Below are 26,242 nucleotides of genomic sequence, written 5' to 3'. Positions count from 1 at the left end.
AGCGGGGGAGGGGGGGGGAAGCGCCCAGAGGGGGAAGACAAGGGAGATATAGAAATTTCTTTTTTGTCCTCCTTGTCCTCCTTGTCCTCCTTGTCCTCCTTGTCCTCCTTGTCCTCCTTGTCCTCCTTGTCCTCCTTGTCCCCTTGTCCCCTTGTCTCCTTGTCCCCTTGTCCCCTTGTCTCCTTGTCCCCTTGTCAAGAAAGGAAGGTGCAAAAATCTATTGCATTTGCTCAGGGAAAGCACCAGGACGCACAGATAAGTTGATTTTCTGCCCGTTGCGACGCAATTCTAGGCGCACATCAGCCCCGATTTGACTATTTTCTACAGCCTGTTGTACGCTGGCAGAATCGGCAACTGATTGACCATTTAGCTTTTCGATTACATCACCCGCACGTATTCCCGATTTTGCTGCTGGTGAGTTAGGCACAACTTTCATGACTAACACACCTTTATCTTCATTCACGGTCAAACCGCTATTGGGATCTGAGTTAATATTTTGCTTTAACTCAGCTGTCAAAGCCTGCATTTGAATTCCCAGATAAGGATGTTGTACTTTGCCTGTACTTATGAGTTGATTGGAAATGCGTTGCGCTGTATTTATGGGAATCGCAAAACCTAGTCCTTGCGCTCCTTGAATTATAGCAGTATTCATGCCAATTACCTCGCCACGGGCATTCAGCAGAGGTCCGCCAGAGTTACCAGGATTAATTGCGGCATCTGTTTGAATATACTGTACTCGTCGGTCGGGTGCGCCAATTTGATTGCTAGTGCGTCCGGTAGCGCTGATGATGCCGGTAGTTACGGTATTGTCAAGACCAAGGGGATTACCGATCGCGATCGCCCATTGTCCTGGTTGTAGCTGGTCTGAGTTACCCAATTTCAATGTTGGCAAATTTTCGGCTTGAATCTTGACAACAGCGACATCTGTTAACTCATCTTTACCCATCACCTTACCTTGGAAGCTGCGCCCATCTTTGAGTATTACCTTCACCTTATCTGCACCATCGACCACATGGGCATTGGTCAAAATGCGACCATCAGCACCGATAATGAAACCAGAGCCTGTACCCCGTTGCACCCGTTGTTCTGGTGACATTGGTAGTTGAGAACCAAAGAAGCGTCGGAAAGCTGGATCGTTAAATTCCTCTGGTAACTGAGTTTTTACAGTCCGTGAAGCCTCAATTCGTACCACCGCTGTACCGACGTTTTGCACAACCCCGGTGATAAAGTTAGGATCTGTGGAAGCAGGTAAGGGAGGGGCAGCATTTACCGGACTCACTGCCAACTTAGATGCGCTTTGAGATATGTCTTGCTGGTGCGATGCCAAATAACCGCCGGCAAATGTCATACCTGATCCCAGCAGCACCAACGATACATTAAAAGCTGTTTTCTTCCAAGGTGCAGCGTTACCGGTTTGTTGAGAATAAGTGTTAAATTTATCTTTGTCTTGTGGCTGGTTTTGCATTTGTCTGGAAAGATATAAGGTTATCTAGATATAGTCCCAATCTAGATATACATTATGACGTTTGTGTGTCAGGACTGTGGCATCGGTGTGAAAAGGATTATTTATAGTTTTTTAACAGAGTGAAGAGTTTTTTAGCCGGATATTCCTTAGATATACCAGAATAACCTATACAATTTATTAGAGAAGCTACTGAAACTATTTAGGCGATTCATATGGCAACCACATCTAATCTTCAGGTGACAATTTCCCTATCAGATCCGGATTTAGATGAGCAAGAGTTGCAAGCAGAAGTAGAAAATTTGCTACCGCAGGTTAGAGAAGTGGATGGGGTAGAACAAGCAGATTTAGTGGCAGCCACAGAAACTCCGCGAAGTGCAAAGGCTTTCGGTGGCTTTTTGTGGGGAATGTTAAGCGCAGAAATCAAACCAGCTAATATAAAAACTTTGTTTGGATTTTTGAGCGATCGCTTCAGCAACAAACCAATTAAGCTGGTATTAAAAACTCCTGACGGTAGAGAACTCAACTTAGAAGCGGGTAGTCGCAAAGAGTTTGAATTCGCTATGCAGCAAGCGCAGGATTTTCTGAACAATACCAAAAATACATCAAACAGTAAAGATGGCGAAGGTAGCACTGCTGATAGGGGTTAGTGAATATGAGCTTGGTTTAAACCCGCTACCATGTGCTGTCAAAGATGTCAAAGCGATGCAGCGAGTTTTAGTAAACCCAGAAATGGGGAACTTTGCTTTATCAGATATTACGGTGCTGAAAAATCCTCAACGGCAGGATATAGAAGATGCGATCTTTAATCTATTTCACAATCGCCACAAAGATGACCTGCTACTGTTTTACTTTTCTGGGCATGGAATTAAAGATGACAGAGGTAAGCTTTATCTGTCAAGTTGTGCGACTAAAAAACTAAATGGCAAGTTAGTAACGCCCTCAGCCGTCGCTGGTAGTGTTTTGCACGATAATATGAACGATAGCCGCTCTCAAAGACAGGTAATTATCCTAGATTGTTGTTTTAGTGGAGCGATCGCCCAAGGCATGACCGTCAAGGATGATAATAGCGTAAATGTGCAAGAGCAGCTAGGCGGTAAGGGAAGGGCAATCCTCACTTCTTCGACTTCTACCCAGTACTCTTTTGAGCAAGAAGGTTCAGAACTTTCTATTTACACCCGCTATTTGGTAGAAGGCATTGAAAAAGGTGCGGCTGATAAAGATGGGGATGGCTGGATTTCTGTTGATGAACTGCATGAATATGCTAGCAGCAAGGTGCAAGAAGCGGCTCCGGCAATGACTCCTGAGTTTTATCCTGTTAAGGATGGTAGTAAGATTTTACTGGCAAAGTCGCCTAAAGATGACCCAAAGGTAAAATATCGTAAAGAAGTAGAAAGTCGCATGAATCGCGGCAAATTTTCTATCCCTGCTCGTCGTCTGTTAAACTCATTGCGTCTTGAGTTAAAACTTGCCCTGGAAGTTGCTGATGCGATCGAAGCTGAAGTTCAACAACCATATCAGGAGTATCAGCGGAAATTAGAAGAGTATGAGGAAACCCTGCTTGAGGCAATTGAAGCTGAGACAACTTTAAGCGAAACTACGCTCAATGACCTGAGAGACTATCAGCAACATTTAGGGTTGAGGGATGAAGATGTAGCATTAATAGAAGAACGAATTATTGGGCAGCGAAAACCAAGCGCATCCTCAGATCCCCGACTTCTTGGAGAAGTCGGGGATCTGGCTAATCAGTTTGAATTTGATGTGGTGACGGTGAATGCTAAGGGAGAACGCATTAATAGCAGTCGTGGACGAGCCGAATTTTTTACAGAAGACTTGGGTAATGATGTAATTCTGGAGATGGTTGCAATTCCCGGTGGTCAGTTTCTTATGGGTTCACCAGAGAATGAGCTAGAACGAGACGATAGTGAAAGTCCACAGCACACCGTCACCGTTCAACCCTTTTTTATGGGTAAATTTCCGGTCACGCAAGCTCAATGGGGAGCAGTTGCCGTTTCGGAAAAGGTGAAAATTGATTTAGAGCTAGATCCATCCAACTTCAAAGGTGATAATCGACCTGTTGAGCGCGTTTCTTGGAATCATGCAATTGAGTTTTGTGCCAGACTGTCTAACAAGACTGGGAAAAACTATCGCTTGCCCAGTGAGGCAGAGTGGGAATATGCTTGTAGAGCCGGAACAACTACCCCGTTTTATTTTGGTGAAACGATTACAACCGATTTGGCAAACTATAACGGTAACTACACTTATGGCTCAGGGATAAAGGGTCAATATCGTAAGCAAACAACAGATGTGGGAATTTTTCCGCCAAATCCCTTTGGTTTATTTGATATGCATGGTAATATATGTGAATGGTGTCAGGATGAGTGGCATCAAAATTATAACGAAGCGCCCACTGACGGAAGTGCTTGGCTAATTGAGAATGATAATCATTTGATTCGACATCTGCGGGGCGGTTCCTGGCTCTACTATCCTAAATTCTGCCGTTCCGCGTCCCGCCTCAATCATGATAGGGCGGAGCGCGACAACCTCTACCACTATATTGGTTTTCGTGTTGTCTGCGCGGTTGGGAGGACTTAGTAGCCCTTTGCACTTTTTCTTTTTAGCACTCTGCTGTTCTTTTCTTTGCCCTTCTTTCTTGCCTTGCGCTCTGCGCGATCAAAATATTTTTAGATTTTTGGATGAGTTATTTATCTGCAATACGATAAACTTGCGATTTTAGCAAGTGGAGTGTCCGCAATTTTAGGAGTGAAAATAGCGACCTTAACTTGCAGGTCGCAATAATTCCCGTGGAGCGATATACATGCAGTTTACGCTGATTTACATCTAAAATCCAGTAATCAGCAATACCTGACTTAGCATAAGCGATCGCTTTGACTTCGCGATCATATCTCAGACTAGAATCAGCTACTTCAATCAGCATATAGGAATTCTAAATAAGAGCGTGATAACTCTCTTTTTCTCTTTTCTTCTCCTTACGGAGACGCTGCGCGAATGCGCTCTTCGCGTCTTTGCGGTAGCCTCCGGCAACGCCAAGGGCGAACGTTTCTTATTCCTCGCTCAAGTCAAAATTAACCCGTTCATAAATTTCCTGCAAGGAAATTTGAAAATCGAGAGAATTTAATCCTAAAATTGCATCTTCCCCTTCATATTCCTTAAAAATCCATTCTCTGGCTGCTTTTTTAGCAAATTGTTCCACGGAAAAACTATGTTGGTCAATCATAATATATTCCTCAAAGGAAGCAATTGAACGGTAATATTTAAATTTGTCTGTTTTGTCCTAATTTTTAGTAGAATTTGATAAAACTTCAACTATTAATAACGGGTTAGTTATCTTTGTTGTACCAGTTCCTTCATAAACAGGTTTACCTTTGATGACCATAATATCTGGGTAAGTATAGATATGATAATTCGGTATCCATAACTTTACATCAACCATATATATGTCATAATCTTGACCTTGCACCGTAGAAGGAAACTTTCTGCAAAAATTCCCGGCAATTTTATTGTGGTTGGTTGTCTTCGCTGTGATTGGTCTAATTTCTCCATTTATATATTCACTTCTTTCTTCAGCTTTTTCTTCTAATTCCAGATATTCTTCTGGGGTGTAAAAGCGGTTTTCTGTTTGGGAAATCATGATGAATTACCTCATATAGACTAGATTAATTTAAATATAGATTTTTTTGTCCTGAATCTGGATGGAGAGGGTGCGTTACGCTTTGCTAACGCACCCTACGGTTAGTCAGTAAAATTAGGTCGCGCTTTGTGATTTAAGTTCAGCTTTTCTTCTAGCAGCGTCCAATCTTCTTGCTCAATTAAGTTAATTAACTCGTCGAGTTTGTGGCGATATTGTTGTAGGGAATTGAGCAATGCTTGGCGATTATATCGCGCCATCATCAAGCCTAATTCAGGATTTCCGCCACCAACGCGACTTGTATCTCGAAAGCCGGAACTAGCAAATTTTTGGGCTAATTCTAATACTTCTGAGTCAGTTTCACTCATACAAGCAGCAATCAACGAACCACTGACCATTACTGGTAAATGAGAAATCCAACTAACAGCGCGGTCGTGTTGTTCTGGCTGACAATGGTAGATATTAGCATTAAGCGATCGCACAATTGACTCAACAACTTCTATTGCATAAGTTGGTGTTGTCGATATCGGTGTTAACACATAAGGCTTGTTGACAAATAAATTACTTTCTCGCGCTTCTATCCCGTTGTCTGTGTTTCCTGCCATTGGATGTCCGCCAATAAAATTATCCCAAAGTGGAGAAAGCGCTTTCACTATCGGTGCTTTCACCGAACCGACATCAGTAATGATTGTAGAAGGCGACAAATAAGCAATTAATTCCTCAAATTTGGGAATAATAAGCCCTAGAGGTGTGCAAATAAATACCACATCTGCTTTTGACAGCAGACTCATGTCAACTGAAGCTTCGGAAACACTACCGAGGGCGATCGCTTTAGAACAAGTCGATTCACGACGGCTGACTCCTAAAACATGATGTCCTTGCGATCGCAAATCCCAACCCAAAGAACCGCCTATCAATCCCAATCCTAAAATACCAATGTTCATCTGTGATTTTCACATCGCTTTTACATAATTTCTACATATACCAACTATTAGCCTTGGCATTCGAGGGGTGACATTCATGACTGTAGAGGAATTACTGGAAAAATACGCTTTCGGAGTTACAGACTTTAGTGGGGTTGACCTTTCGGAAGCGAATCTGAGTGGCACTAAACTTAGTGGTGCGAATTTGACCGAAGCTAATTTAAGTGTCGTAAACCTCAGTGGTGCAAATCTCAGTGAAGCAAATTTAAGCTACGCCAAGCTGAATGTAGCAAGATTGAGTGGTGCTAATCTCAGCGATGCGATTCTAAAGGGCGCCAGTCTGAATGTAGCAAATTTAATTCGCGCCGATCTCAGTCGCGCTAATCTCAGATTTGCAACGCTGATTCGCGCTGAGTTAATTCGCGCCAATCTCAGTCACGCTGACCTTTTAGAAGCAAATCTTAGCAGCGCCGATTTACGAGAAGCGACACTGCGTCACGCGGTACTTTGTCGCGCTAATTTGAGTGAGGCGAACCTTAGAGGCGCTTCTTTGACGCAAGCTAATTGCGAGCAAGCTAATTTCAACGTCACTGACCTCAGTCGTACTGACCTAGAAAGTGCAAATTTCCGAGAAGCCGAATTCAGACAAGCGAATCTGAAAGCAGCTAACCTCAAAGGTGCTAACTTGAGTGGAGCGAATCTGCGATGGGCAGATTTAAGCGGTGCGAATCTGCGTTGGGCAGATTTAAGCGAGGCAAAATTGAGTGGCGCAAACTTAATTGGTGCAGACTTGAGTAATGCTAATTTAACCAACGCGAGTTTGGTACACGCCGATTTATCAGAAGCTAAATTAATCAAGGCAGAATGGGTAGGTGCAGATTTAACGGGAGCGACTTTAACTGGGGCAAAACTTTACGCTACCTCACGATTTGGTTTAAAAACCGAAGGTGTAACTTGCGAATGGGTTGACCTGAGTCCGACAGGCGATCGCTCAATTATCCAACATTTTACCTCTGTTGACTCACCAGACTTTTTTAACGAAATTCCGCCGACAATCCGCATTATCGTAGATGCACCCCTAGAACCAGAAGCACATTTTGCCTTAGCTGGCGCTTATTATCAAATATCCCAGCAATATCGGCAACTCAGACAACCCCCTAGCATGGAAATCGGGCGGCGTCGGACTGTTTTCACCTTTCGCGTAGATAGCGACGCAGCTTTATTTCCTACAGCTTACATTGCCATTCTTCCTTTTAAAGATGCCGCAACTACCCAAAGAAATATTCATGCAGTTGTAGAAATAATTAATCGTGAAGATATCTCTACCCAGCGAGAAAATAAGAGCGATCGCGCCAAGCAATTATCTGCTTTGATAGAATCAGCTAGAAATAATGCCGATGTAATTAGACAAATGCAAAAAATTCTAGAAATAGCAGCAAAATTCAACTTCTTCCAAACACCTACCCAAACTATATTAACAAATTCCAGCGCTCACACTTTGATTGTGCATGACCATCCCAACTTTGGGAAAAAATTTCTTAATCGCGGAGCAATTAATCTTTCATATGATGAAAGCTCTAATACATCTGCCAATGTTATACTACCTTCGTTAAACACAATTGTCGATTTCGTTAAAGGATTTCATTATATTAGTTAGTGGATAGTGGTTAGTGGTTAGTGGATGGTGGATAGTGGATAGTGGATAGTGGGAATTTGAAGAGGGGAAAAGGGCAAAGGGGAAATACCCAATGCCCAATGCCCAATGCCCAATGCCCACTATCAACCAACAAATTTAAGGAGAATCAAAAATGCGCGATGGCTTTAATAGAATGATGGGTCGGACTCGCTATGTAGTCTTTCGCCTGTTTATACATTTAGCAGGATCTGAAGTAGCACCGATTTTGGGAGTATTAAATCGGGGCGCACGAGAAGCAATTGATGTCGAGGGCGACGTAGAAGTTTTAGGAGAAGGATTGGTAGAACTCTGCCAAACTCTATTGCAATACGATGAATATTGGACTTCTGCGGCGAATGAAGGAGATGTATTTTGGAGCGAAGGCGAGGCAGGAGATTATGTAAATGAATTATTTACCGACTCCGCCGAACGTTATTTAAGTGAACCAGATTTTAGTTCTAACTCTAGGTCGAATGAACCTTTATCTATACCTGTGACGCGCAATGTAATTGTAATGATTACGTTAGCTTATGAAGGAGAAGTCCCAGAATTAGAAACTGACCTTTCTAACATTGCAGCCCTAAAAGATGGATTGAAAGCGATTATAAACTTGCACTACAAACATAAACTAAGAGCAGTCCAGGTACATTTTTCGCCAGCGCAGTTAGGTGACGAACTAAGTAACGATCAGTTGTTGCAATATTACCCAGAATTGATTCCCTTGTAACTTGTAGGGTAGTCCCTACTTACTGCCGGAATGAATAACTTGTTAAGCTCGAAGATAGGATAATAGTAAAATGCTGATGTCAATAATGCGTAAATTTACAGCCGTTTTTTTAGCACTGAGTTTGTGCTTGACAACTGTCGGGTGCGGCGGCAATTCAAACCAAGCTACTACTCCTCAAGCTAGGAATGCTAGCCAAACCTCAACTAACACAAGGCTGAGTGATGGTCAGTATGATGTGCAACAAGCTACATTCGACGATAGCAATGGGGAGTACACGCTATTTTTATTTAATGCTAACCCCCCAACTTTTAAATCTCAAAATCTGCAAATGGCACGGCTTACCGATGATGAAATTAAGCAAGGTAAGAAAAGTTACCTAAAAGTAGAAAACGGTCAGCCTGCTTTATATTTGACACCAGATTTCAAAATTGAATATGTCCATAATGTCACCGAAAATAGGACAAATCCGCAAACCGGACAGCAGGAAACAGTTGTAGTCAGACAACAAAATAGCTTCTGGGCGCCGTTTGCTGGAGCTGTGGCTGGTAATATAGCAGGACAGGCGATCGGTAGTTTGCTGTTTAGACCTCAATATTATGTACCGCCAGCTTATCAGCCGGGAGGGACGCTGAATGGTTTCGGCGGCTATGGTAGAAGCTACGGTGAAGCGGTTAGTAATTACCGAACTCGTTACAATGCGCCACCCGCAGTCGAGAGAAACCGCACTGCTTTCCGCAGTACTGGATCGATTAGAAGGTCATATCCCAGTAATTCTAATGTACGTACTGTACCGCGTCCTTCTACGGGCAACAGCCGCGCTACCGGTTCAGGTTATGGCGGTAGTACTTTAAGACCTTCTGGCAGATCCAGCACCATCAGACGTCCTTCTAGTAGTGGTTTTGGTAGCGGTGGGCGTTCTGCACCTAGCCGCTCGTTTGGTTCTGGTAGACGACGTTAAGAAATGTAAAATTCCAAATTCACAAAGTTTGGGCGGGGAAACCCCGCCCCTACAATTATTTATGCTATGGCGATCGCCGATTCCTGCCAACGTCCAACTGCTTTACCAATCACTGCTAGTTCTTGCATCAAACGGTCGAAACGTTCTGGTGTGAGAGATTGGGGACCATCAGATAAAGCTTTGGGGGGGTTGGGGTGAACCTCTATCATCAGAGAATCACATCCGGATGCGATCGCACCCATTGACATTGAAGGTACAAACTCAGACCAACCTGTGCCGTGGCTGGGATCGATCATAATCGGTAAGTGTGTCACTTTTCGCAACACTGGCACCACCGACAAATCTAAAGTATTGCGAGTAAATTGGCGATCGAAGGTGCGAATACCCCGCTCGCACAAAATCACATTCGCATTTCCTGCCGCCAGAATATACTCAGCAGCCATCAACCAATCTTCAATTGTCGCTGCCATTCCTCGCTTTAAAAGCACCGGTTTGGGTTGCGCTCCCACTTTTTTCAGCAACGAGAAATTCTGCATATTTCTCGCCCCAACTTGAATCACATCAGCAACTTCGGCAATTTTATCTAACTCGCTAGAGTCCATCACTTCCGTAATAATACCGAGTCCGCTGACTTCTCGCGCTTGCGCTAACAATTCCAAAGCACTTTCGCCGTGTCCTTGAAAAGCATAAGGGGAAGTCCGGGGTTTGTATGCTCCACCTCGCAGAAACTGCGCTCCAGCCGCCTTTACGCGCTGCGCTGTCTCTACAATCATTTCTTCATTTTCTACCGAGCAGGGACCTGCTACAACGACAACCGGGTGGTGTTCACCAAATACAACTTTTCCATTAGGAGTATCTACCACTACCTCAGAAGCTTCTCCGTGGCGGTATTGGCGGCTAGCGCGTTTGTAAGGCAATTCTACCCGCAACACTTGCTCAATCCAAGGGCTGACTTCTTGAATTTGTAGTGGGTCTAAATTAGCGGTTTCACCTACTAAGCCGATTACTACTTTGTGCTTCCCAACAATTTTTTCGGGTGTCAGTCCCCAACTAGTCAGTTCCTCTTCAATGCGGTTAATTTCTTCGGTTGGGGAACCAATTTTCATGACTACAATCATGTTAAATTTCCTTGATGACTAATTGTTATTATTTATATTCACTTCAGAAAATGTATTAAAAAAATATAGCGCTCAGATTGTTTTGTTACTGTATTTTGGGTTTCAAAAAAATTATAAATTTTTAATTAGTAATGTTGAAGTTATAAAAATTATCTAAAATTTCAACTTCAACATTCACTTTAAAATTTACCCAACAGTGCAAAAGCTAGTACCTGAGCGCTAATAATTATACGTTCTTTTGACGAGTTTCCCGCCAAACTTCGACCATTCGTCCCCAGTTGGTCTTGAACTCACTTAAGCCCAGCAAACCCCCAACTCTCTCTTCATCCCAAGAGGCAGATAGGACACCATAAGTTATTCCTATGACTCCCAAACCGAATAATCCCATGTTAACTAGTAACACAGCGATCGCAGGTAGCCTAATGTGGGCGTAAATAGCTAGCAGATAGCTAACAACTAGGGTGGCGATGCCTAAAAATGTTGGTACACCACAGAAGCCAGCGACCCGTCTAATCATGCGCTGACTGACAACCTTGGGGATTGCCATTTCTTCTTTGGTGTAAGTTCGCTTTTTGTCAACCTGTTTCTCAGCTTCTTGCTTAACAATCGGCTTATTTTGAGATTTAGGCGCTTTTTGGCGTTTTTTCTTCGGTTCAAAGGGCAATTGACTGCGTTCGGATTCTTCAGCAGACATAAGCGTAGTCCTTATCCACGAATACCGAGACGACCAATTAAAGCTTGATACTTTTCGCGGCTGTCTTTTTGGATGTAAGCTAAAAGGCGCTTGCGCTGACCGATAAGCTTTAACAATCCCCGACGCGAAGAATGGTCTTTCTTGTTTGCTTGGAGATGCAAGCTGAGACGGTTGATCCGCTCGGTCAGCATGGCGACTTGGACATCGGCGGAGCCTGTATCGGTTTCGTGAACTTGGTAATTGGTGATTATCTCTTGTTTGCGCTCTTGCGTTAAAGCCATGATGGATTCTATTTATATATGCAGCAGTTTCCCATAATATCATAGCCCTCACGCTGTATGTGGAATCACGTTTGCTGCTACGCTTTGAAGTAGATATGCATGAATAAATTAATGCTAGTAGTTGGCGTTTTAGCACTAAAACCCCAACTACAAGCCAGAAAGCATCTTGTGTTTAATTATATGTACGTTAAGTAATAGTTTAATAACTGATTAAAAAGTGGAAGAATGATATAAAGTTAACAAAAAACAGGTTAATAAATAGCGATATGAAAGCACTTAAGGGCACGCGAAGGCGGGGATTTGTGCTGACTCCTGTAGGGCTGAAGCGTTTACAGGATGCGATTTTGGCTGTGGAGATGGTAGAGAACAACGGCATCCGCTTTACTCTCGACGAACTGGGCTGGCGCATGAATATTTCAAGCAAAACACTGAGCCGATTGTGGTCTTTGGATACAGGTGTAGACCAAAAAACTTTAAAATTGTGTTTTAGCACCTTTAACTTGGAATTAGGCAATGAAGACTATGCAATACTAAGTGAACCAAACAATACTGAAACTTATCATGCGCTCTCGTTGAATTTAGATACAGAAGAAGTAAATTTGTCTGAGTCTTTATCCGTAAACTCATTTGTTAACCAACAGTCTGACCAACTTGAAAATCTGTGGTCATACCCGGATGGACCCGTACCTTTGGATTCTCCCTTGTATATCGAACGTCCCCCAATTGAGGAACTCGTTTATCATGAGGTACATCAACCAGGCTGTGTGATTCGGATTCGCTCCCCCAAACAGATGGGTAAAACTTCTCTTGTGCTGCGACTATTAGCCTTTGCACAAAAGCAAGGGTATCGCACAGTAAATCTAAATTGCTACCAGATAGATTCCGATTGTCTAACTGACTTAAATAAGCTTTTACGTAATTTTTGCTGGCAAATTGCAACAGAATTAGGCATTGACCCCAACCTGAATGACATATGGGATGAGGAAGTTGGTTGTAAGTTGAATTGTAGCCTTTACTTGCAGAACTATTTGCTCAAGCAGATTCAAAGTCCAGTGGTTCTGGTGTTAAACGAAGTTGACCGCTTTTTTGAATATCCTCAAATTGCTAGTGACTTCTTTGCTTTGTTGCGTTCGTGGTGCGAGTCAGCACGACAAAATCTTAATTGGCAGAAGCTGAGGCTAGTGGTGGTTTACTCTACAGAAGATTATGCCACTCTGGATATCAACCGATCGCCGTTTAATATAGGACTACCTATCCGTCTAAGCGAATTTACTCAGCAACAAGTAGAAGAATTAGCCCAGCGGCACGGGCTAGACTGGAGTAATGGTAAAGAATCTGCTCAACTGATGTCACTTGTAGGGGGTCATCCAGCGCTGATTCGGATTGCTCTGTATTATGTTTGCTCTGGGGTAATTACTTTAGAAGATTTAATGCAGGAGGTAATTGACAACGGTGGCATCTACCGCTATCATTTATGGCGACAGTGGGCGAAACTGCAAGAAACACCCAGTCTGGCAAAGATATATGAGAAAGTTGTCACGACCCAGAAAAGTATTTCTCTTAATCCTATAGAGGCTTATAAGCTCGACAGTATGGGATTGATTTGCTTTGAGGGCGATCGCATTAAAGCGCGTTGCGAACTCTACCGCACTTATTTTGCAAAACAATTATCGACAATTGTTTAATAATAGGGGTTTGCATCTACTCTTAACTACCCAAATGAGCAGTTTGTCAGAATTTGCGCGATCGCATTAAACCGTGTTGCGAACTCTACCGCACTTATTTTGCAAAACAACTATCGGCAATTGTTTAATAATTGAGGTTTCAAACCACTCTTAATTCCCTGAATAATCGGCTTACAAGAGTTCAGTCATCCCATTAAAGTTTTTAGCAAATTATCTGTGCTGTCAAAAAATCACCCTAGAAGACCTGCTACAAGAAGCGACATAACCGAATTACAGGTTGAGATTTTCCCAACCTGCACACACGTTGACTACAATTATTCGTATTTTAGGGTGCCATCAACGTTGACAATGTGAGCATCTAGCTCAAGCTCTGATGGATAATATGTATTTCCTCCGTCTGCTGGTTGACATTCAGCAACGAGTATCAGTTGTCTGGTATTCAGCAACTGTGCTAGACCAGTATTCTTGCATGTCTTAGAAAAATCCTTATCACCCCAGGATAACTTTCCATCGTGGTTGCCAATGTATCGATTTAAGTCGATGGAGGTTTGCTGAGAATCGCCATTACTTTTTTGGCACTTCGTTGATATGGTTGAACCATCAAGCTCTATGTTGTCTTTGTCACAGCTTAGGCTAAATTGACCTGTCGCCATCGCTTTATCAACAACAAAGTTAAGTGACATAACGAAAGCAAACAAAAAGACCATAGCAACTCTCAGTAGTAGCCAGACTTTCTTCATTTTCTATTAACCTCTTTTGTTTGAAATGTTTCTAAGTGTTTAGACTAAATCGTTATTTGAGCTTTGTCAATAATTAAGGTTCAAACATGAGTGCGTAGAAAGTAGCCCGTCGTAGACATCGCATCCTACCGCGTTACGGACTCTACCACGCCTATTTTGCAAAACAGCTAGCAACAATTGTTTAACAAAATTCAATAATCAAGGAGATTTTCACGCTTACAAATCCCCTTGATTACTGGATGATGTTGCCAGGGGCAATGTTTAGAACTACTAAAAATTAAAGACTAAACATGAGTGCGTAGAAAGTAGCCCGTCGTAGACATCGCCGCAATCATCATCCCGGTGTAATGCAACCCTTTGTAGAGGGTTTAACTACACAGCGTCAAATTTCCATTTCTGGTGATCTTTTGGTGCTATGTCCCATTGCACGATATTGGCACCATTGTCTTGACTCTCAGCATTGACAGCTATACCTTTACCACTATGTTTGGCTACAATGTAGTAATAGCCATTACCGGCATCTTGTAACTGGAATTTTTGGTGATCTCTTGCTACTATCTCCCATTGCACGATATTGGCACCATTGTCCTTACTCTCACCATTGACAGCTATACTTTTACCAGTATGTTTGGCTACAATGTAGTAATAGCCATTACCGGCATCTAGTAACTGGAATTTTTGGTGATCTTTTGCTGCTCTGTCCCATTGCACGATCTTGGCACCATTGTCCTTACTCTCAGCATTGACAGCTAAAGCTTTGCCGCTATGCTTGGCTGTGAGGTAGTAGTAGTTCCCTGGGGTAGGTAGAGTAGTTGTCATAATTTGAATTTCCTAAATGACTGAATTATCGATATTGAGGCTTTTTCCTTCTTTGTCAACACACAGACAACTCAACAATAGTTCACCACAAGACATTAGTCTGTGGCTCAATACTATTGCAGCAGAGTATATAATCGCGCTTTGAGCGCGTGTCTAGTTTGACAAAGCTCTGAGTAGAAGTTGCCTTAACTCCGTATATACATAATCTTGCTTTTATAGTGGAAATGCAAGGACAGTTAAGACAGTTAAGCAGACAGTTAAAAGAATTTAATAACCTACAACTAGACAGTTAAGACAGTTAAGACAGTTAAGACAGTTAAGAGAATACAGGAGCAGCAGATCGGAAATAGTGAGACAATAGTTGCTAAACCAGACGAAAATGGCAAGTTTTGCTCTCCCTTTATAGAGCTTGTGCTTACGCTTCACCTGAAAAGAGCTAATTTTAATCACACTTTGACATGAGATACCAGGTAGGAGGCAGCCTCCGCAGTGACGATCCCACATACATTGTCCGTCAAGCAGACGAACAACTTTATACCAGCTTGAAAGCGGGTGATTTTTGTTACGTCTTAAACTCTCGTCAGATGGGCAAGTCATCGTTATTACAACGCACGAGTTATCGTCTGGTGGAAGAAGGCTATAGCTGTGCTTACTTGGACGTCACCCGATTGGGTAGCGAGAATACCACACCGGAACAATGGTACAAAGGTATCATCCTCAGCTTGTTCTACGACTTAAATCTAGGGGAACACGTCAAGTTTAAAAATTGGTGGGATACGCAAGCCGGTATTTCCCCAGTGCAAAAACTAGACCAGTTTGTTGAAGAAGTTTTGCTGCCAAATGTTCAAAGCGAACGCATTTTCATCTTCATTGATGAAATTGACAGTCTCTTGAGTTTGAGTTTTCCTGTCAACGACTTTTTCGCCTGGATTCGTCATTGCTACAATCAGCAAGCACATGACTCGAATTTCCAACGCTTGGGATTTGCACTATTTGGGGTAGCTAGTCCATCTGACCTAATTGCCGACAAACGTCGAACACCCTTTAACATTGGTACAGCGATTGAGTTATATGGGTTTCAACTGCATGAAGCCAAACCATTGCTCAAAGGGTTAGAGGAAGTAATCAGCCAACCCTCTTCAGTGCTGCGAGAGATTATTTACTGGAGTGGGGGACAACCATTTCTGACTCAAAAACTCTGTCAGTTAATTGTCCGAACAGCCTTAGAGACATCAAATAGAAAAATTGTTTTACCTCCAGAAACCGCAGCATTTTGGGTAGAACAATTTGTGCTACAGCACATTATACAACACTGGGAATCACAAGACGAACCGGAACACCTCCGCACAATTCGCGATCGCCTACTTTTTAACGAACACCGAGCAGGACGGTTGTTAGGTCTTTATCAGCAGGTGTTGCAAGCAGAAGAAGCAGGGGGGCAGGGGGGCAGGGGGGCAGAGGGGGATTTGCTAAGTCTTTCCCCTCTGCGTCATCTTCCTGTCGCGACTGATGACAGTCGAGAACAAACAGAACTGTTGTTATCTGGTTTAGTCGAGAAACACAACGGCTATCTCAAAATTAAAAATCCCATCTATCAAAGTGTTTTCAATGCCCAATGGGTGATTAAACAGTTAGACAATCTGCGTCCTTACTCGCAAACATTCAATGCTTGGGTAGCATCTGGCTATAAAGATGAATCGCGTTTGTTGCGAGGACAGGCTCTAAAAGATACTCAAAATTGGGCGCAAGGCAAAAGTCTGAGCGATTTGGATTATCAATTTTTCGCCGCTAGTATTGAATGCGAACAGCAAGCAGTGCAAACGGCATTGAGGGCAGCACGAGCGAAAGAGGTAGAAGCACGACTGGCACAAGAAAAAAAAACGGCTAAATTTCAAAGGTTTTTGTTAGTTGCAGTGTGTATCGGCTTGCTCGTTTCTAGCGGGTTGGGGCTAGGCAGTTTCACTCTGTACCGCCAAGCTATCAAAAGCGAAAGTCAAGCCAGAAACAGCGAAATTGAAGCGCTTGTATCTTCTTCTCTTGGACTTTTTGCCTCAAATCGCAGATTAGATGCGCTTGTAGAAGCAATTAAAGCCAAACGTAGACTGCAAAAACTACGTAAACCAGAGACAAATCTTGAGCGTCAGGTGGAAAATGCATTGAGGCAAGCAGTTTATGGAGCAGATGAGTACAACCGTTTTTCCGGTCATACAGCAGCTGTTCTGGCAGTAGATATCAGTCCTGACAGTTCTCTGATTGCCTCAGCAAGTATAGATAAAACAATCAAGCTTTGGCGACGTGATGGTACAGAAGTTGCAACTCTCAAAGGTCATACCGCAACAGTTAGGGCAGTCGATTTTAGTCCTGACGGTCAGATACTCGCCTCGGCTAGTGAAGATGGTACAGTTAAACTTTGGAAGCGAGACGGTCAACTGCTAAGAACTCTCAAAGGTCACACTGCTTCAGTCTGGGGAGTCGCGTTTAGTCCGGATGGTCAGTTCGTTGCCTCTGCCAGTTGGGACACAACGGTGAAACTCTGGAAGCGAGACGGCACTTTGCTTAAAACTTTTAAAGGTCACACTGCTTCGGTCTGGGGAGTCGCCTTTAGTCCTGATGGTCAAATCGTTGCTGCCGCAAGTGTAGACAAGACAGTAAAACTTTGGAAACAGGACGGTTCGGGCTGGCAAAACGCCAAGCTACTACAAACTCTTCAAGGTCACACTGGTTGGGTTGTAGGAGTCGCTTTCAGCCCTGACGGTCAGACCATTGCTTCATCGAGTGAAGACGCAACTATTAAACTTTGGCAGCGAGACAGCACAGATGGAAGTTACCGCCAGTATAAAACTCTTACTGGTCACAGTGCGGGGATTTGGGGAGTTGCCTTTAGTCCGGATGGTCAAACTATTGCCTCTGCCAGTCTCGACAAAACGATTAAACTTTGGAATATTGATGGTACAGAACTGAGAACCCTTAGAGGACATAGTGCGTCCGTTTGGCGAGTGACTTTTAGCCCTGACAGCAGCTTTATTGCTTCGGCAGGCACAGAAAACGTTGTCAGACTCTGGCAGAAAGAGAATCCATTTCAAAAGTCTATCATTGCCCATCAAGCCGGGATTTGGTCAATCGCTATCACCTCCGACAGTTCGACAATCGCCACAGCAAGCCACGAAAACACCGCTAAACTTTGGAGTCGCCAAGGTAAATTGCTCAAAACTTTGACAGAATCTGGGAGCATAGTCTTTGAGGTTTCATTTAGTGGCGATGGCAAGTTAATTGCTCTTGCCGATGATAATGATACTGTAAAACTCAAGCAGCGAGACGGTACTTTGGTTGCTACTTATAAAGATCGTCTCGCTAAACTCTTAGCAGCAGCATTGAGTCCCGACGGACAAGCGATCGCAATGTCAAATGTTGACAAAATTGCTCAGATATGGCATAGAGATCGTCCTTCACCGCAGATTCTCAAAGGACATCAAGCGGAAGTGTGGCATGTCGTATTTAGTCCGGACGGTCGGCTCGTTGGTTCAGCCAGCGGCGATGGTACTGCTAAACTGTGGACGCTTGAGGGCAAGTTGTTCAGAACCCTTGTGGGACACTCAGCGGCAGTATGGAGAGTTGCCTTTAGCCGTGATGGTAAAATGGTAGCTACTGGAAGTGGCGACAATACTGTTAAGCTGTGGACGCTTGATGGCAAATTGCTGAAAACACTCAAAGGTCACACAGCTGGGGTTTGGGGAGTTGCGTTTAGTCCCGATGGACAAATAGTCGCTTCTGGCAGCGTGGATAATACTATCAAGCTTTGGAAACTCGATGGTACGGAACTAACGACCCTGCGAGGACATACCGCAGCGATTAGGGAAATTGCCATTAGCCCCGACGGGACTTTGCTCGTCTCAGGGGGTGATGACAACACACTCATTCTGTGGAATTTACAGCGAATTCTTCACCTAGATGCACTGACTTATGGTTGCGGTCTGGTGCGGGATTATTTGAAAACTAATGCAGCAGTGGAGAAAGGCGATCGCTCCCTTTGCAATAATATAAGTCGGGATGCAAAAAAGGCGATCGGCTCCTCAAATTTTTATCGGACTTACGCAGAATGATGAAGAAACGAACCGCAGAGGCGCTGAGAACGCAGAGAATAAGAGTTTGGGAGAGAGAAGTTTGAGCGGAGGTTTCCTCCGATCAAAGCTTCGGTGGTTTTTGCGTAAGTCCTATTTTAGAAGAATTACTACTGGGAAACGAATATTTTTGCCGTAAATGGCGCTATATCAGTAGTTAGAATATCTTCATCAACTTCTACAGAAGTTTCAGTCAACCAATCTTGCCAAGATTCAGCCGCTGGGAAGTTGGGAATCTGATATTCTGGGAAATTCTGGTCAGAGAAATTTGCAATGACGACGACACGAGAACCTTGGTAATTCCAGCGGGTGTAAGCGAGTACTTTTGCTTCAGGATTTTCGTGGAAAAACTCAATATTATCGCTTTGCAAAGCTGGAATTTGCTTGCGAAGGGCGATTAGTTTTTTGTAATATTCAAATAAATCGCGATTTTCGTCTCTTTCCAACAAAGCCCAGGCTATTTTCTTCGGCTGAGTTACAGTTTGGCTTTTGCGCTTGTGTTCGCCAAATTCTTCACCCATCCACAGCATTGGTATACCCATTGCTGTTATTAACAGTACAGCACCTAACTTGGCGCGGACAAATGCAGCTTCATCAAAAATACCGCGATCGCCTAATTCTCTAAATAAATGTTCGCGATCGTGAGTCGCTAAATAATTTACCACATTTATCGCAGTTGCATAACCTTGCTGTTTCGGGTCTAAAACCTCCTTCAGATGGTCTAATTCAAATGTTTCACCACAAATGTGAGGAAGCATAAAGTAGCGAAAACTTTCATGCCAACAAGAATCCAGCGGTCCTTCTGGCGCTGTAACTTGACTTGTATCGGGAATGTTTTCAGCAATATTATAAAATGGCTTGGGTGCAGTATTCTTTTTTGATTGTTGTGCCAGCCAATCCAAAAATTCATAGTTAGCTAATTGACGCACCGCATCAAAGCGAATTCCGTCAATGTGATACTCTTGAACCCAATAGCGCACCACGTCCCCAACGTATTTCCAAGCAGGTTTAACGTCTAATTTTTCGTCATAATTATCATAATTAAATTCCGGTCCCCAAAAATTGTTCGGGTCTTCCGGATAATGCATGTGTTCGTAATACCAATAATTCCTATCAATCAGCATTAACGGGCATTCTCCATCTGTATGGTTGTAAATTCCATCCATGAAAACCCGAATGCCTCTACTATGACACTCGTCAATAAACCGCTTCAAATCTTCTGTTGAACCGTAGCTGGATTCTGTAGCGAAAAAGTGCCGCACTGTATAGCCCCAGCTATAATCACCAGGATATTCATTCACTGGCATTAATTCTATTGCATTAATTCCCAACTCGCGCAGATAATCTAACTTTTCAATCGCATCTACATATTTTCCACGTTTGTGAGGATCAACCTCGCCACCTGTAAAATCGGCAACGTGCATTTCATATATTACTAATTCATGATTTTCTGGCAACGGTGTATCGTCGTGCTGCCAAACATAAGTATCAACTATTCGCTGACCATCTTTTACCCGCACTATACCGACTTTTTTCTCATCATTTACATCTGTGGCGTAGGGGTCAACTACATCCACCCATTCATCTGGTTGAAAATTTGGACTTTTGCTTTGAACCCGGAACTTATATTCATAAACACCGTCTTCTATTTCTATTTCAGTACGAAAATAACCATCTTCTCCTTTTTGCATCGGAATCTCTTTCCAATCAGAAAAAGACCCAATTAAAGCTGCTTCTTTGTTACGAGGAGCAAACAAATTAAATTCAATTACACTTGCCATTTCCACCTTTTAAAATAATTACTATAGTTCTTAGTCTTAAAATTATTTTCTAATATAAAATTATGTTAAGCTTCTTTCTAAAGTAATATTAAAAAATGAAAAAATTATTAGCCCTCGGCTTGCGGGCAGGCGATCGCACCTCAGCCGCCATATTCGCTGGCTATACGAACGCTCGTCCGCTTCGGTTGGTGCGGACTAATACCAATTCTATGTGAGGTTGCGCTTTATTCTATGTAGGGGCAATTCATGAATTGCCCCTACTAAGTGCGTTCATAGCGCGTGCGTAATTCCGCGCTTACGCATCTTCAAGCCAGAATTGGTATAAGGAAAATTAAGTTTTGTTAGAGCCTGCCTTCGCACAGAGAAGTCCGAGCGGAGGCTTCCTTTGAAGTTTGAGCGGAGGTTTCCTCCGTTCGCGATTATGCACGCGTTGCCGTTCGCGGAGCGTCTCCCTCTGGGAGAAGGCATCAAAGCTTCGGTGTTTGATCGGAACTTCAAAGCTTTGTAGTGTAGCCGCACTCCTTTAACCTGTCGGCGACTAGGCGCAAAATGTCACTTAACCAACAGGTACAGAGGTATTTGCCACAGGCTGATTATCTAAAATAGGCTTGCGGTTTTTTAAGTCAAATTTATATCCGTGTGGCAAAATGTGCAGCTTGGCTCCGCAAATCGCCAAAGGCTCATCTTTCAAAATGTCGTCAATGTTGCTATGTGTAGCTTCTGATTCATCAACTACGGTGACGCAACCTTGCCCAATCACTTCAAAATGATTATCGGTAACAACCATTGCGGTATTCTCATCAATGCCGAATCCCAACACAGCTGGCTCTATCAGCAAAGCTGAAATTAAGCGTCCCAAGCGTCCGCGCTGTGAGAAGTGCTGGTCAATCACCACCCCAGGCAAAAAGCCCATACCGGGTCCCATGTCCACAACGTCAATCCGAGGATTTGTTTCTGAGTCGCCTTCCACAATCATGACATCTGGCATGACAGCGGCTCCGGCGCTTGTGCCACCGATGACAACTCCTTCAGCGCAGCGTTTGTGAATTGCGGTATCAAGTTCAGTATCCTTAAGGATGCTGGTAATCCGCGCTTGGTCGCCTCCAGTAAAAAATACGCCTGTAGCTTTTTCAACTGCTTCCAGCGCTGTCGATGAAGATGCATCTTCACGGCTTTCGGTGTCAATTATCCGAACATTCTCTGCTCCCAACCGCTCAAACACTTTAATGTAATTTTCTCCTACTTCTCTTGGCAGTTCGGTTGCTGCTGTCATAATGACTATTCTGGCTTTGGTGCCGCCAGAACGTCGCACAAACTCACGCAGGATCTGGCAATCGCCTTCTTTGTCTTCTGCACCGCCAATAATCACCAATTGCCGTTTGGTTTCAGTCGCCGCCATGATGCCTCCGGATTTTTAAGTCTGTTATTTTAATAAAACACGACAATTTAAACCAGAAAAACATCCATATGGTAGATTTAGATACAAAAATTAAATATCAAATGTAGTAAAGTTCTGCAGCACGCTGCTCAAAGTTGAGAAAGCTGATAGTTTTGCTTAGAAAGTTTCCTAAATTATGGTTGAATCAAAAACATCTTACTGACGATCGCTTTCATCGAATCGTCAGTAAGATGCGATCAAATGCACCTTAATTTGTGTAAAAAAGTTCTACATCTCCGGGTAGATTTATCTGCAAAAATATCTACCTAATAGAACTACTGAAAAGCAAGCCGTTTAAGAAAGAACGTGCCTCTTCTAATGGGAGATGTCTGGGTTTGCCCTCGAATAAAATTTGGAACTCCTTGCTGTCTGCACCATCACCATAACCGGAAATAAGTTTGCGATGAAATGCTTCTTCAGCAAGGTGTCGAACTTCATTTCTAAGAGCAGCTTTTGTGCTATTCATTCTCGGCTGTCTCCTAAATTTTTCTTTTATAACTTATTAGTTATAAACAATATTATGTGCAAACTGCACCTTTCAAAGGTTATATATTTGGCGACGTACCAGAATCCCGGTTTCTCTAAGAAACCGGGATTCTGTATGTCTATGCCCTGAGATAGTTTAAAAACTATGCTATAAGGGATACGCTATGGTAGCATAAATATTGAGTTTGATTTTTGACTTAAAGACAAAGCGATACCTACGGTAAGCTACGAAGATCGCACTAAAAACACGGTTCGGGAATAATTTTACTACAATCAAAAAGTCTGAGTCAACGCAGAGGATTATCATGGATTGGGCAAAATGTAAATACCAAAATTGGGTGAAAATGCTTTGTTAATAACGCACCAGTAGTGAATTGAAGCGCGTGTTCGCTCAAAAAGTGCAAATTCCGGAAATTTGGGCATTTTGGTTATTTTTTGCTTGATTATCCTTAGCGTTGAGATTAAAGGGTGTTTAGCCAAGGGTATATAAATCAATGATTCAAGAGAAAAGCACCGATGCAGTTCGCGTCAATGCGAGAAAAACAGATGTTTTCGATATTTTCGGCTTCAAGCATTACATGGGAGCAAATCCCTATTTGGAAACTGGAGCGCTAGTATTTAATTTTGCGCTCACAGAGTCTAATCAGCCTTTGCCGATTGAGGACTATGTTTCTGTGATTGGCGATCGCTACCCCCAGATAAAAGAGCAAACATACGATTCTCATGCTGATTTATTTGCTCGTACCGTCGCAGAAGTCGGCAAACTGGATATGGGTTTGCACCTCAACCGTTGGAGTGTAAAAGCATACCAAAATTACAAAAAAATCAGCGTGCAATCGCTACACGAACGCACCACCAGATCGGTACTTTACTTCGTTTGGGATTGGTTTGAAGCGATTACCCAAAAGGAAGATGTTGCTTTTGAAGAGCAAATGCGATCGCTACAAAACAGATTTCGCCAATCTGTTTATGGAGGTCCCACAGTCTACACCTTATTACGCACCGCATACGAAAAAGGTATTCCCAGCTTCTATCTGTGGGAAGAAGGATTGATGCAATATGGCTACGGCAAAAAACAAATTCGCGGTGTAGCTACCACATTTGATTGTGATGCACATTTAGATTCAGACTTCACCACCCGCAAGGATGATTGCAAAGCATTTTTAAACACCTTGGGTTTCCCCGTACCTCAAGGCGATATCGTCACTACCGAAAGAGAAGCTTTAAGCGTAGCCAGAGAAATTGGCTACCCAGTAGCAGTAAAACCCGTTGTCGGTCATAAAGGAATTGGCGTAACCGCAGATGTCCAAGATTCTAGAGAATTAGAATCGGCTTTTGATCGAGCACTGCAAGCGATCCCCGAAAACGAGCCAACGCGGATCATCATTGAAAAAAGCATCTCCGGCGCAGATTATCGCTTGTTGTGCGTCAATGGTAAATTTGTCGCAGCTACCGAACGGCGTCCTGCATCAGTTGTCGGTGACGGATACTCAACTATTGGCGAGTTAATTCGCGAAGAAAACCGCAAACCCGCTCGCTGGGATACACCCACCTCACCGATGAGCAAAATTCAAAGCGATGAAGCGATGGAACTGTATTTAGACGAACAGCGTTTGTCATTAGACAGCGTAATCGAAAAAGGTCGCACAGTTTATCTTCGCAAAGTCGCCAATCTTTCGGCGGGAGGTGTAAGCATCGATGCCACGCGCACACTTCACGATGACAATATTATATTGGCGCAAGATATTGCCCAACACTTTCGCCTAACTTGCTTGGGCATTGATGTCATTACCAAAAGTCTTGACAAATCTTGGAAAGACGGCAACTTTGCCATTTTAGAAATCAACGCCGCACCTGGGATTTTAATGCATTTAAATCCTGCCGTTGGTGAAAGCGTTGATGTACCTTCTCATATTTTAGAAACCTTCTTTGAGTCGGGTACAGATGCGAGAATACCAATTCTCACCTTTAATAAAATCACAGTTTCCGAACTTCAAGAAACGATTGACCATATTCTTTTGCAACACCCAGATTGGACAATAGGTGCTGTTTGTCAAAATGCAGTTTTTGTGAATCGCTCGAAAAAAATCTTGAACAAAGATTACAACAGCAACGTTTTAAGTTTGTTACGCAATCCCAAACTTGATTTACTCATTGCCGAGTACGATGAAGAAACTTGGGAAAATGAGGGAATGTTTTACCAAGGAAGTAACATGGTAGTTCTCGATAATCCCACTGAAACCGAGATGATTCTCGCACGAGATGTCTTGGATGGTTCTACAGTAGTGATTAAGAAAGGAGATACCGTTTCTATTCGTCGCAAAGGTTTGATTGAAGAGTACAGCTTGGGAACAGATGAACCGTTTACACGGGTTTATCTGAAAGAAATCGGCACAATTTTGTAATTGTTTCAATGTATCGTTGCGGAAAGTAGCCGACACCCTAGAAGGGTGCGGCTACACGTACAAAGCCTGCCTTCGCAGGCTCAAATCTTTAAAGCCTGCGAAGGCAGGCTTTGTTTGTATAGCCCCAGGCTTCTAGCCTGTGGGTATTTTTGCGAGAATGCAATGAACTATCCCTTTACTTTAGCTTTGCATGTGCTGCCAAAATAATTTTTTCTGTTTCTTCCCAGCCTATACATTTGTCAGTCACAGAAACGCCATATTTTAATTCTTCTGATTGAGAAGAAATTGATTGACTTCCTTCATACAAATTCGATTCCAACATCATACCGACAATTGATGTATTGCCATCGACGATTTGTTGAATAACATTCTCTAAAACCCTAGGCTGCAATCTGTAGTCTTTATTTGAATTACCGTGGCTACAGTCGATGACAATTCTCGGTGATAAACCTGCTGCTTTTAATTTTTCTTCCACTCGTTGAACATTCGCAGCATCATAGTTAGGTTGACCGTTACCACCACGTAAAATAACATGACCGTAGGCATTTCCTTTAGTTTGAAATATGCTAACTTGTCCTTTGTGATTAATTCCGATAAAATGGTGGGGACTTTTAGCTGATTCTAGGGCATTTAAAGCCACTTGAATATTACCATCAGTGCCGTTTTTGAAACCTACAGGCATCGAAAGTCCGCTTGCCATTTCGCGGTGAGTTTGTGATTCTGTGGTGCGTGCGCCAATTGCCGACCAAGAAATCAATTCGCTAATGTACTGTGGTATAATTGGGTCGAGCGCTTCTGTGCCGGCGGGTAATCCGAGTTCAGTAATTTGTAAAAGTAAGGTACGTGCTATTTCTAAACCCTTTTCTACATGGAAAGAATCATCCATATCGGGATCGTTAATTAATCCTTTCCATCCGACTGTTGTTCTGGGTTTTTCAAAGTAAACCCGCATGACTAGCAGCAGTTTATCTTGGACTTTCTCAGCCAGAGTTTTTAGTTTTTGGGAATAAGCGATCGCAGCTTCGGTATCATGAATTGAACAAGGACCAACTACGATGAATTTTCGCCTATCTTGAAAATCAAGAATCTGTCCGATTTCCTGCCTAAATTTTAAAACAGTCTCTTCAGCCGATTTTGTTAAAGGTAATTTTGTTTTTAGCTCATTTGGAGTTAATAAAACGTGAGAACTTTTAATGTTAGTGTTAAATAACTTGTTGTGCATGAGGAATATTTCGTAATTTGTGCTATGTTTTAGCGGCGAAATTCATATAGATATTTTAAAA

Annotated in this window: 22 protein-coding genes and 1 pseudogene; 9 read left to right on the top strand and 14 right to left on the bottom strand. The window is 42.9% G+C overall.

Translation table 11 applies throughout. From position 1 onward, the window contains the following. Both AABK37_RS20900 and AABK37_RS20895 read right to left on the bottom strand, forming a co-directional pair. The coding region (locus AABK37_RS20900) for a hypothetical protein (RefSeq protein WP_432553454.1) at positions 1-213 on the bottom strand (213 nt) is incomplete at its 3' end. A gap of 4 nt (positions 214-217) precedes the next feature. After that, entirely contained in the window at positions 218-1,465 is a 1,248-nt protein-coding gene (locus tag AABK37_RS20895; RefSeq protein WP_432553453.1) for an HhoA/HhoB/HtrA family serine endopeptidase, read from the bottom strand. A 212-nt stretch (positions 1,466-1,677) separates the two neighbouring features. Here AABK37_RS20895 and AABK37_RS20890 point away from each other — a divergent pair, with 212 nt between their 5' ends. Further along, on the top strand, positions 1,678-2,112 hold the full coding sequence (locus tag AABK37_RS20890) for a sugar ABC transporter permease (protein WP_432553452.1): 435 nt from the start codon (positions 1,678-1,680) through the stop codon (positions 2,110-2,112). Further along, a complete protein-coding gene (locus tag AABK37_RS20885) occupies positions 2,081-4,057 on the top strand; it encodes a caspase, EACC1-associated type (protein ID WP_432553451.1) in 1,977 nt (658 codons plus the stop codon). The genes AABK37_RS20890 and AABK37_RS20885 overlap by 32 nt, the downstream gene beginning before the upstream one ends. 106 nt (positions 4,058-4,163) lie before the next feature. Here AABK37_RS20885 and AABK37_RS20880 read toward each other — a convergent pair whose 3' ends face one another. The 3 genes and pseudogenes from AABK37_RS20880 to AABK37_RS20870 all read right to left on the bottom strand — a co-directional run bounded on the left by AABK37_RS20880 (position 4,164) and on the right by AABK37_RS20870 (position 6,055). Beyond that, positions 4,164-4,400: a Uma2 family endonuclease gene (locus AABK37_RS20880; protein WP_432553450.1), complete on the bottom strand. Its 237-nt coding sequence runs from the start codon at positions 4,398-4,400 to the stop codon at positions 4,164-4,166. 126 nt (positions 4,401-4,526) lie between these two features. Then, a pseudogene (locus tag AABK37_RS20875) lies at positions 4,527-5,114 on the bottom strand (Uma2 family endonuclease). Between the two features lie 101 nt (positions 5,115-5,215). Then, positions 5,216-6,055, bottom strand: coding sequence for a prephenate/arogenate dehydrogenase (locus tag AABK37_RS20870; RefSeq protein WP_432553449.1), 840 nt, complete (start codon positions 6,053-6,055; stop codon positions 5,216-5,218). 76 nt (positions 6,056-6,131) lie between these two features. Here AABK37_RS20870 and AABK37_RS20865 point away from each other — a divergent pair, with 76 nt between their 5' ends. The 4 genes from AABK37_RS20865 (at position 6,132) to AABK37_RS20850 (ending at position 9,394) form a co-directional block, all read left to right on the top strand. After that, positions 6,132-7,691, top strand: coding sequence for a pentapeptide repeat-containing protein (locus AABK37_RS20865; protein ID WP_432553448.1), 1,560 nt, complete (start codon positions 6,132-6,134; stop codon positions 7,689-7,691). 41 nt (positions 7,692-7,732) lie between these two features. Further along, on the top strand, positions 7,733-7,867 hold the full coding sequence (locus AABK37_RS20860; protein ID WP_432553447.1) for a hypothetical protein: 135 nt from the start codon (positions 7,733-7,735) through the stop codon (positions 7,865-7,867). Then, the gene (locus tag AABK37_RS20855; protein WP_432553446.1) at positions 7,843-8,436 is read left to right on the top strand and encodes a DUF1517 domain-containing protein; all 594 of its coding nucleotides are present in this window, start codon (positions 7,843-7,845) and stop codon (positions 8,434-8,436) included. Before AABK37_RS20860 ends, AABK37_RS20855 begins: the two co-directional genes overlap by 25 nt. A gap of 70 nt (positions 8,437-8,506) precedes the next feature. Further along, the gene (locus AABK37_RS20850) at positions 8,507-9,394 is read left to right on the top strand and encodes a hypothetical protein (RefSeq protein WP_432553445.1); all 888 of its coding nucleotides are present in this window, start codon (positions 8,507-8,509) and stop codon (positions 9,392-9,394) included. Between the two features lie 59 nt (positions 9,395-9,453). On the opposite strand, the gene aroF is transcribed toward AABK37_RS20850, so the two are convergent. The 3 genes from aroF to rpsO all read right to left on the bottom strand — a co-directional run bounded on the left by aroF (position 9,454) and on the right by rpsO (position 11,487). After that, positions 9,454-10,512, bottom strand: a complete 1,059-nt coding sequence (gene aroF / locus AABK37_RS20845; protein ID WP_432553444.1) for a 3-deoxy-7-phosphoheptulonate synthase — start codon at positions 10,510-10,512, stop codon at positions 9,454-9,456. A 226-nt stretch (positions 10,513-10,738) separates the two neighbouring features. After that, positions 10,739-11,206, bottom strand: a complete 468-nt coding sequence (locus tag AABK37_RS20840) for a PAM68 family protein (protein WP_432553443.1) — start codon at positions 11,204-11,206, stop codon at positions 10,739-10,741. Between the two features lie 11 nt (positions 11,207-11,217). Further along, entirely contained in the window at positions 11,218-11,487 is a 270-nt protein-coding gene (gene rpsO / locus AABK37_RS20835; RefSeq protein ID WP_039747752.1) for a 30S ribosomal protein S15, read from the bottom strand. Between the two features lie 266 nt (positions 11,488-11,753). Between rpsO and AABK37_RS20830 the strand changes: the two genes are divergently transcribed. Further along, positions 11,754-13,172 carry an AAA-like domain-containing protein gene (locus tag AABK37_RS20830; RefSeq protein ID WP_432553442.1) on the top strand — a complete coding sequence of 473 codons (1,419 nt, stop codon included), beginning with the start codon at positions 11,754-11,756 and terminating at the stop codon, positions 13,170-13,172. A 314-nt stretch (positions 13,173-13,486) separates the two neighbouring features. On the opposite strand, the gene AABK37_RS20825 is transcribed toward AABK37_RS20830, so the two are convergent. Together AABK37_RS20825 and AABK37_RS20820 are read right to left on the bottom strand one after the other, a co-directional pair. Then, on the bottom strand, positions 13,487-13,912 hold the full coding sequence (locus tag AABK37_RS20825) for a CVNH domain-containing protein (RefSeq protein ID WP_432553441.1): 426 nt from the start codon (positions 13,910-13,912) through the stop codon (positions 13,487-13,489). 372 nt (positions 13,913-14,284) lie between these two features. Further along, complete coding sequence (locus AABK37_RS20820) at positions 14,285-14,731, bottom strand: RICIN domain-containing protein (RefSeq protein WP_432553440.1); 447 nt, start codon at positions 14,729-14,731, stop codon at positions 14,285-14,287. A gap of 458 nt (positions 14,732-15,189) precedes the next feature. On the opposite strand from AABK37_RS20820, the gene AABK37_RS20815 reads away from it, so the two are divergent. Beyond that, positions 15,190-18,831 carry an AAA-like domain-containing protein gene (locus AABK37_RS20815; protein WP_432553439.1) on the top strand — a complete coding sequence of 1,214 codons (3,642 nt, stop codon included), beginning with the start codon at positions 15,190-15,192 and terminating at the stop codon, positions 18,829-18,831. 128 nt (positions 18,832-18,959) lie between these two features. Here AABK37_RS20815 and AABK37_RS20810 read toward each other — a convergent pair whose 3' ends face one another. The 3 genes from AABK37_RS20810 to AABK37_RS20800 form a co-directional block, all read right to left on the bottom strand. After that, a complete protein-coding gene (locus AABK37_RS20810) occupies positions 18,960-20,630 on the bottom strand; it encodes an alpha-amylase family glycosyl hydrolase (protein ID WP_432553438.1) in 1,671 nt (556 codons plus the stop codon). Between the two features lie 556 nt (positions 20,631-21,186). After that, positions 21,187-22,029 carry a cyanophycinase gene (locus AABK37_RS20805; protein ID WP_432553437.1) on the bottom strand — a complete coding sequence of 281 codons (843 nt, stop codon included), beginning with the start codon at positions 22,027-22,029 and terminating at the stop codon, positions 21,187-21,189. A 301-nt stretch (positions 22,030-22,330) separates the two neighbouring features. Further along, complete coding sequence (locus tag AABK37_RS20800) at positions 22,331-22,534, bottom strand: hypothetical protein (protein ID WP_432553436.1); 204 nt, start codon at positions 22,532-22,534, stop codon at positions 22,331-22,333. Between the two features lie 514 nt (positions 22,535-23,048). On the opposite strand from AABK37_RS20800, the gene AABK37_RS20795 reads away from it, so the two are divergent. Next, positions 23,049-24,959, top strand: a complete 1,911-nt coding sequence (locus tag AABK37_RS20795) for an acetate--CoA ligase family protein (protein ID WP_432553435.1) — start codon at positions 23,049-23,051, stop codon at positions 24,957-24,959. 175 nt (positions 24,960-25,134) lie between these two features. Here the strand turns inward: AABK37_RS20795 and AABK37_RS20790 are convergent, their stop codons facing one another. Continuing rightward, complete coding sequence (locus tag AABK37_RS20790; RefSeq protein ID WP_432553434.1) at positions 25,135-26,181, bottom strand: 3-deoxy-7-phosphoheptulonate synthase; 1,047 nt, start codon at positions 26,179-26,181, stop codon at positions 25,135-25,137. Between the last annotated feature and the right edge of the window lie 61 nt (positions 26,182-26,242).

This window comes from Tolypothrix sp. VBCCA 56010 (assembly GCF_050875635.1).
Lineage (GTDB): Bacteria > Cyanobacteriota > Cyanobacteriia > Cyanobacteriales > Nostocaceae > Hassallia.
The sequence above is the reverse complement of the archived record's forward strand: the minus strand, read 5'-3'. Positions and strand labels throughout refer to the sequence as shown.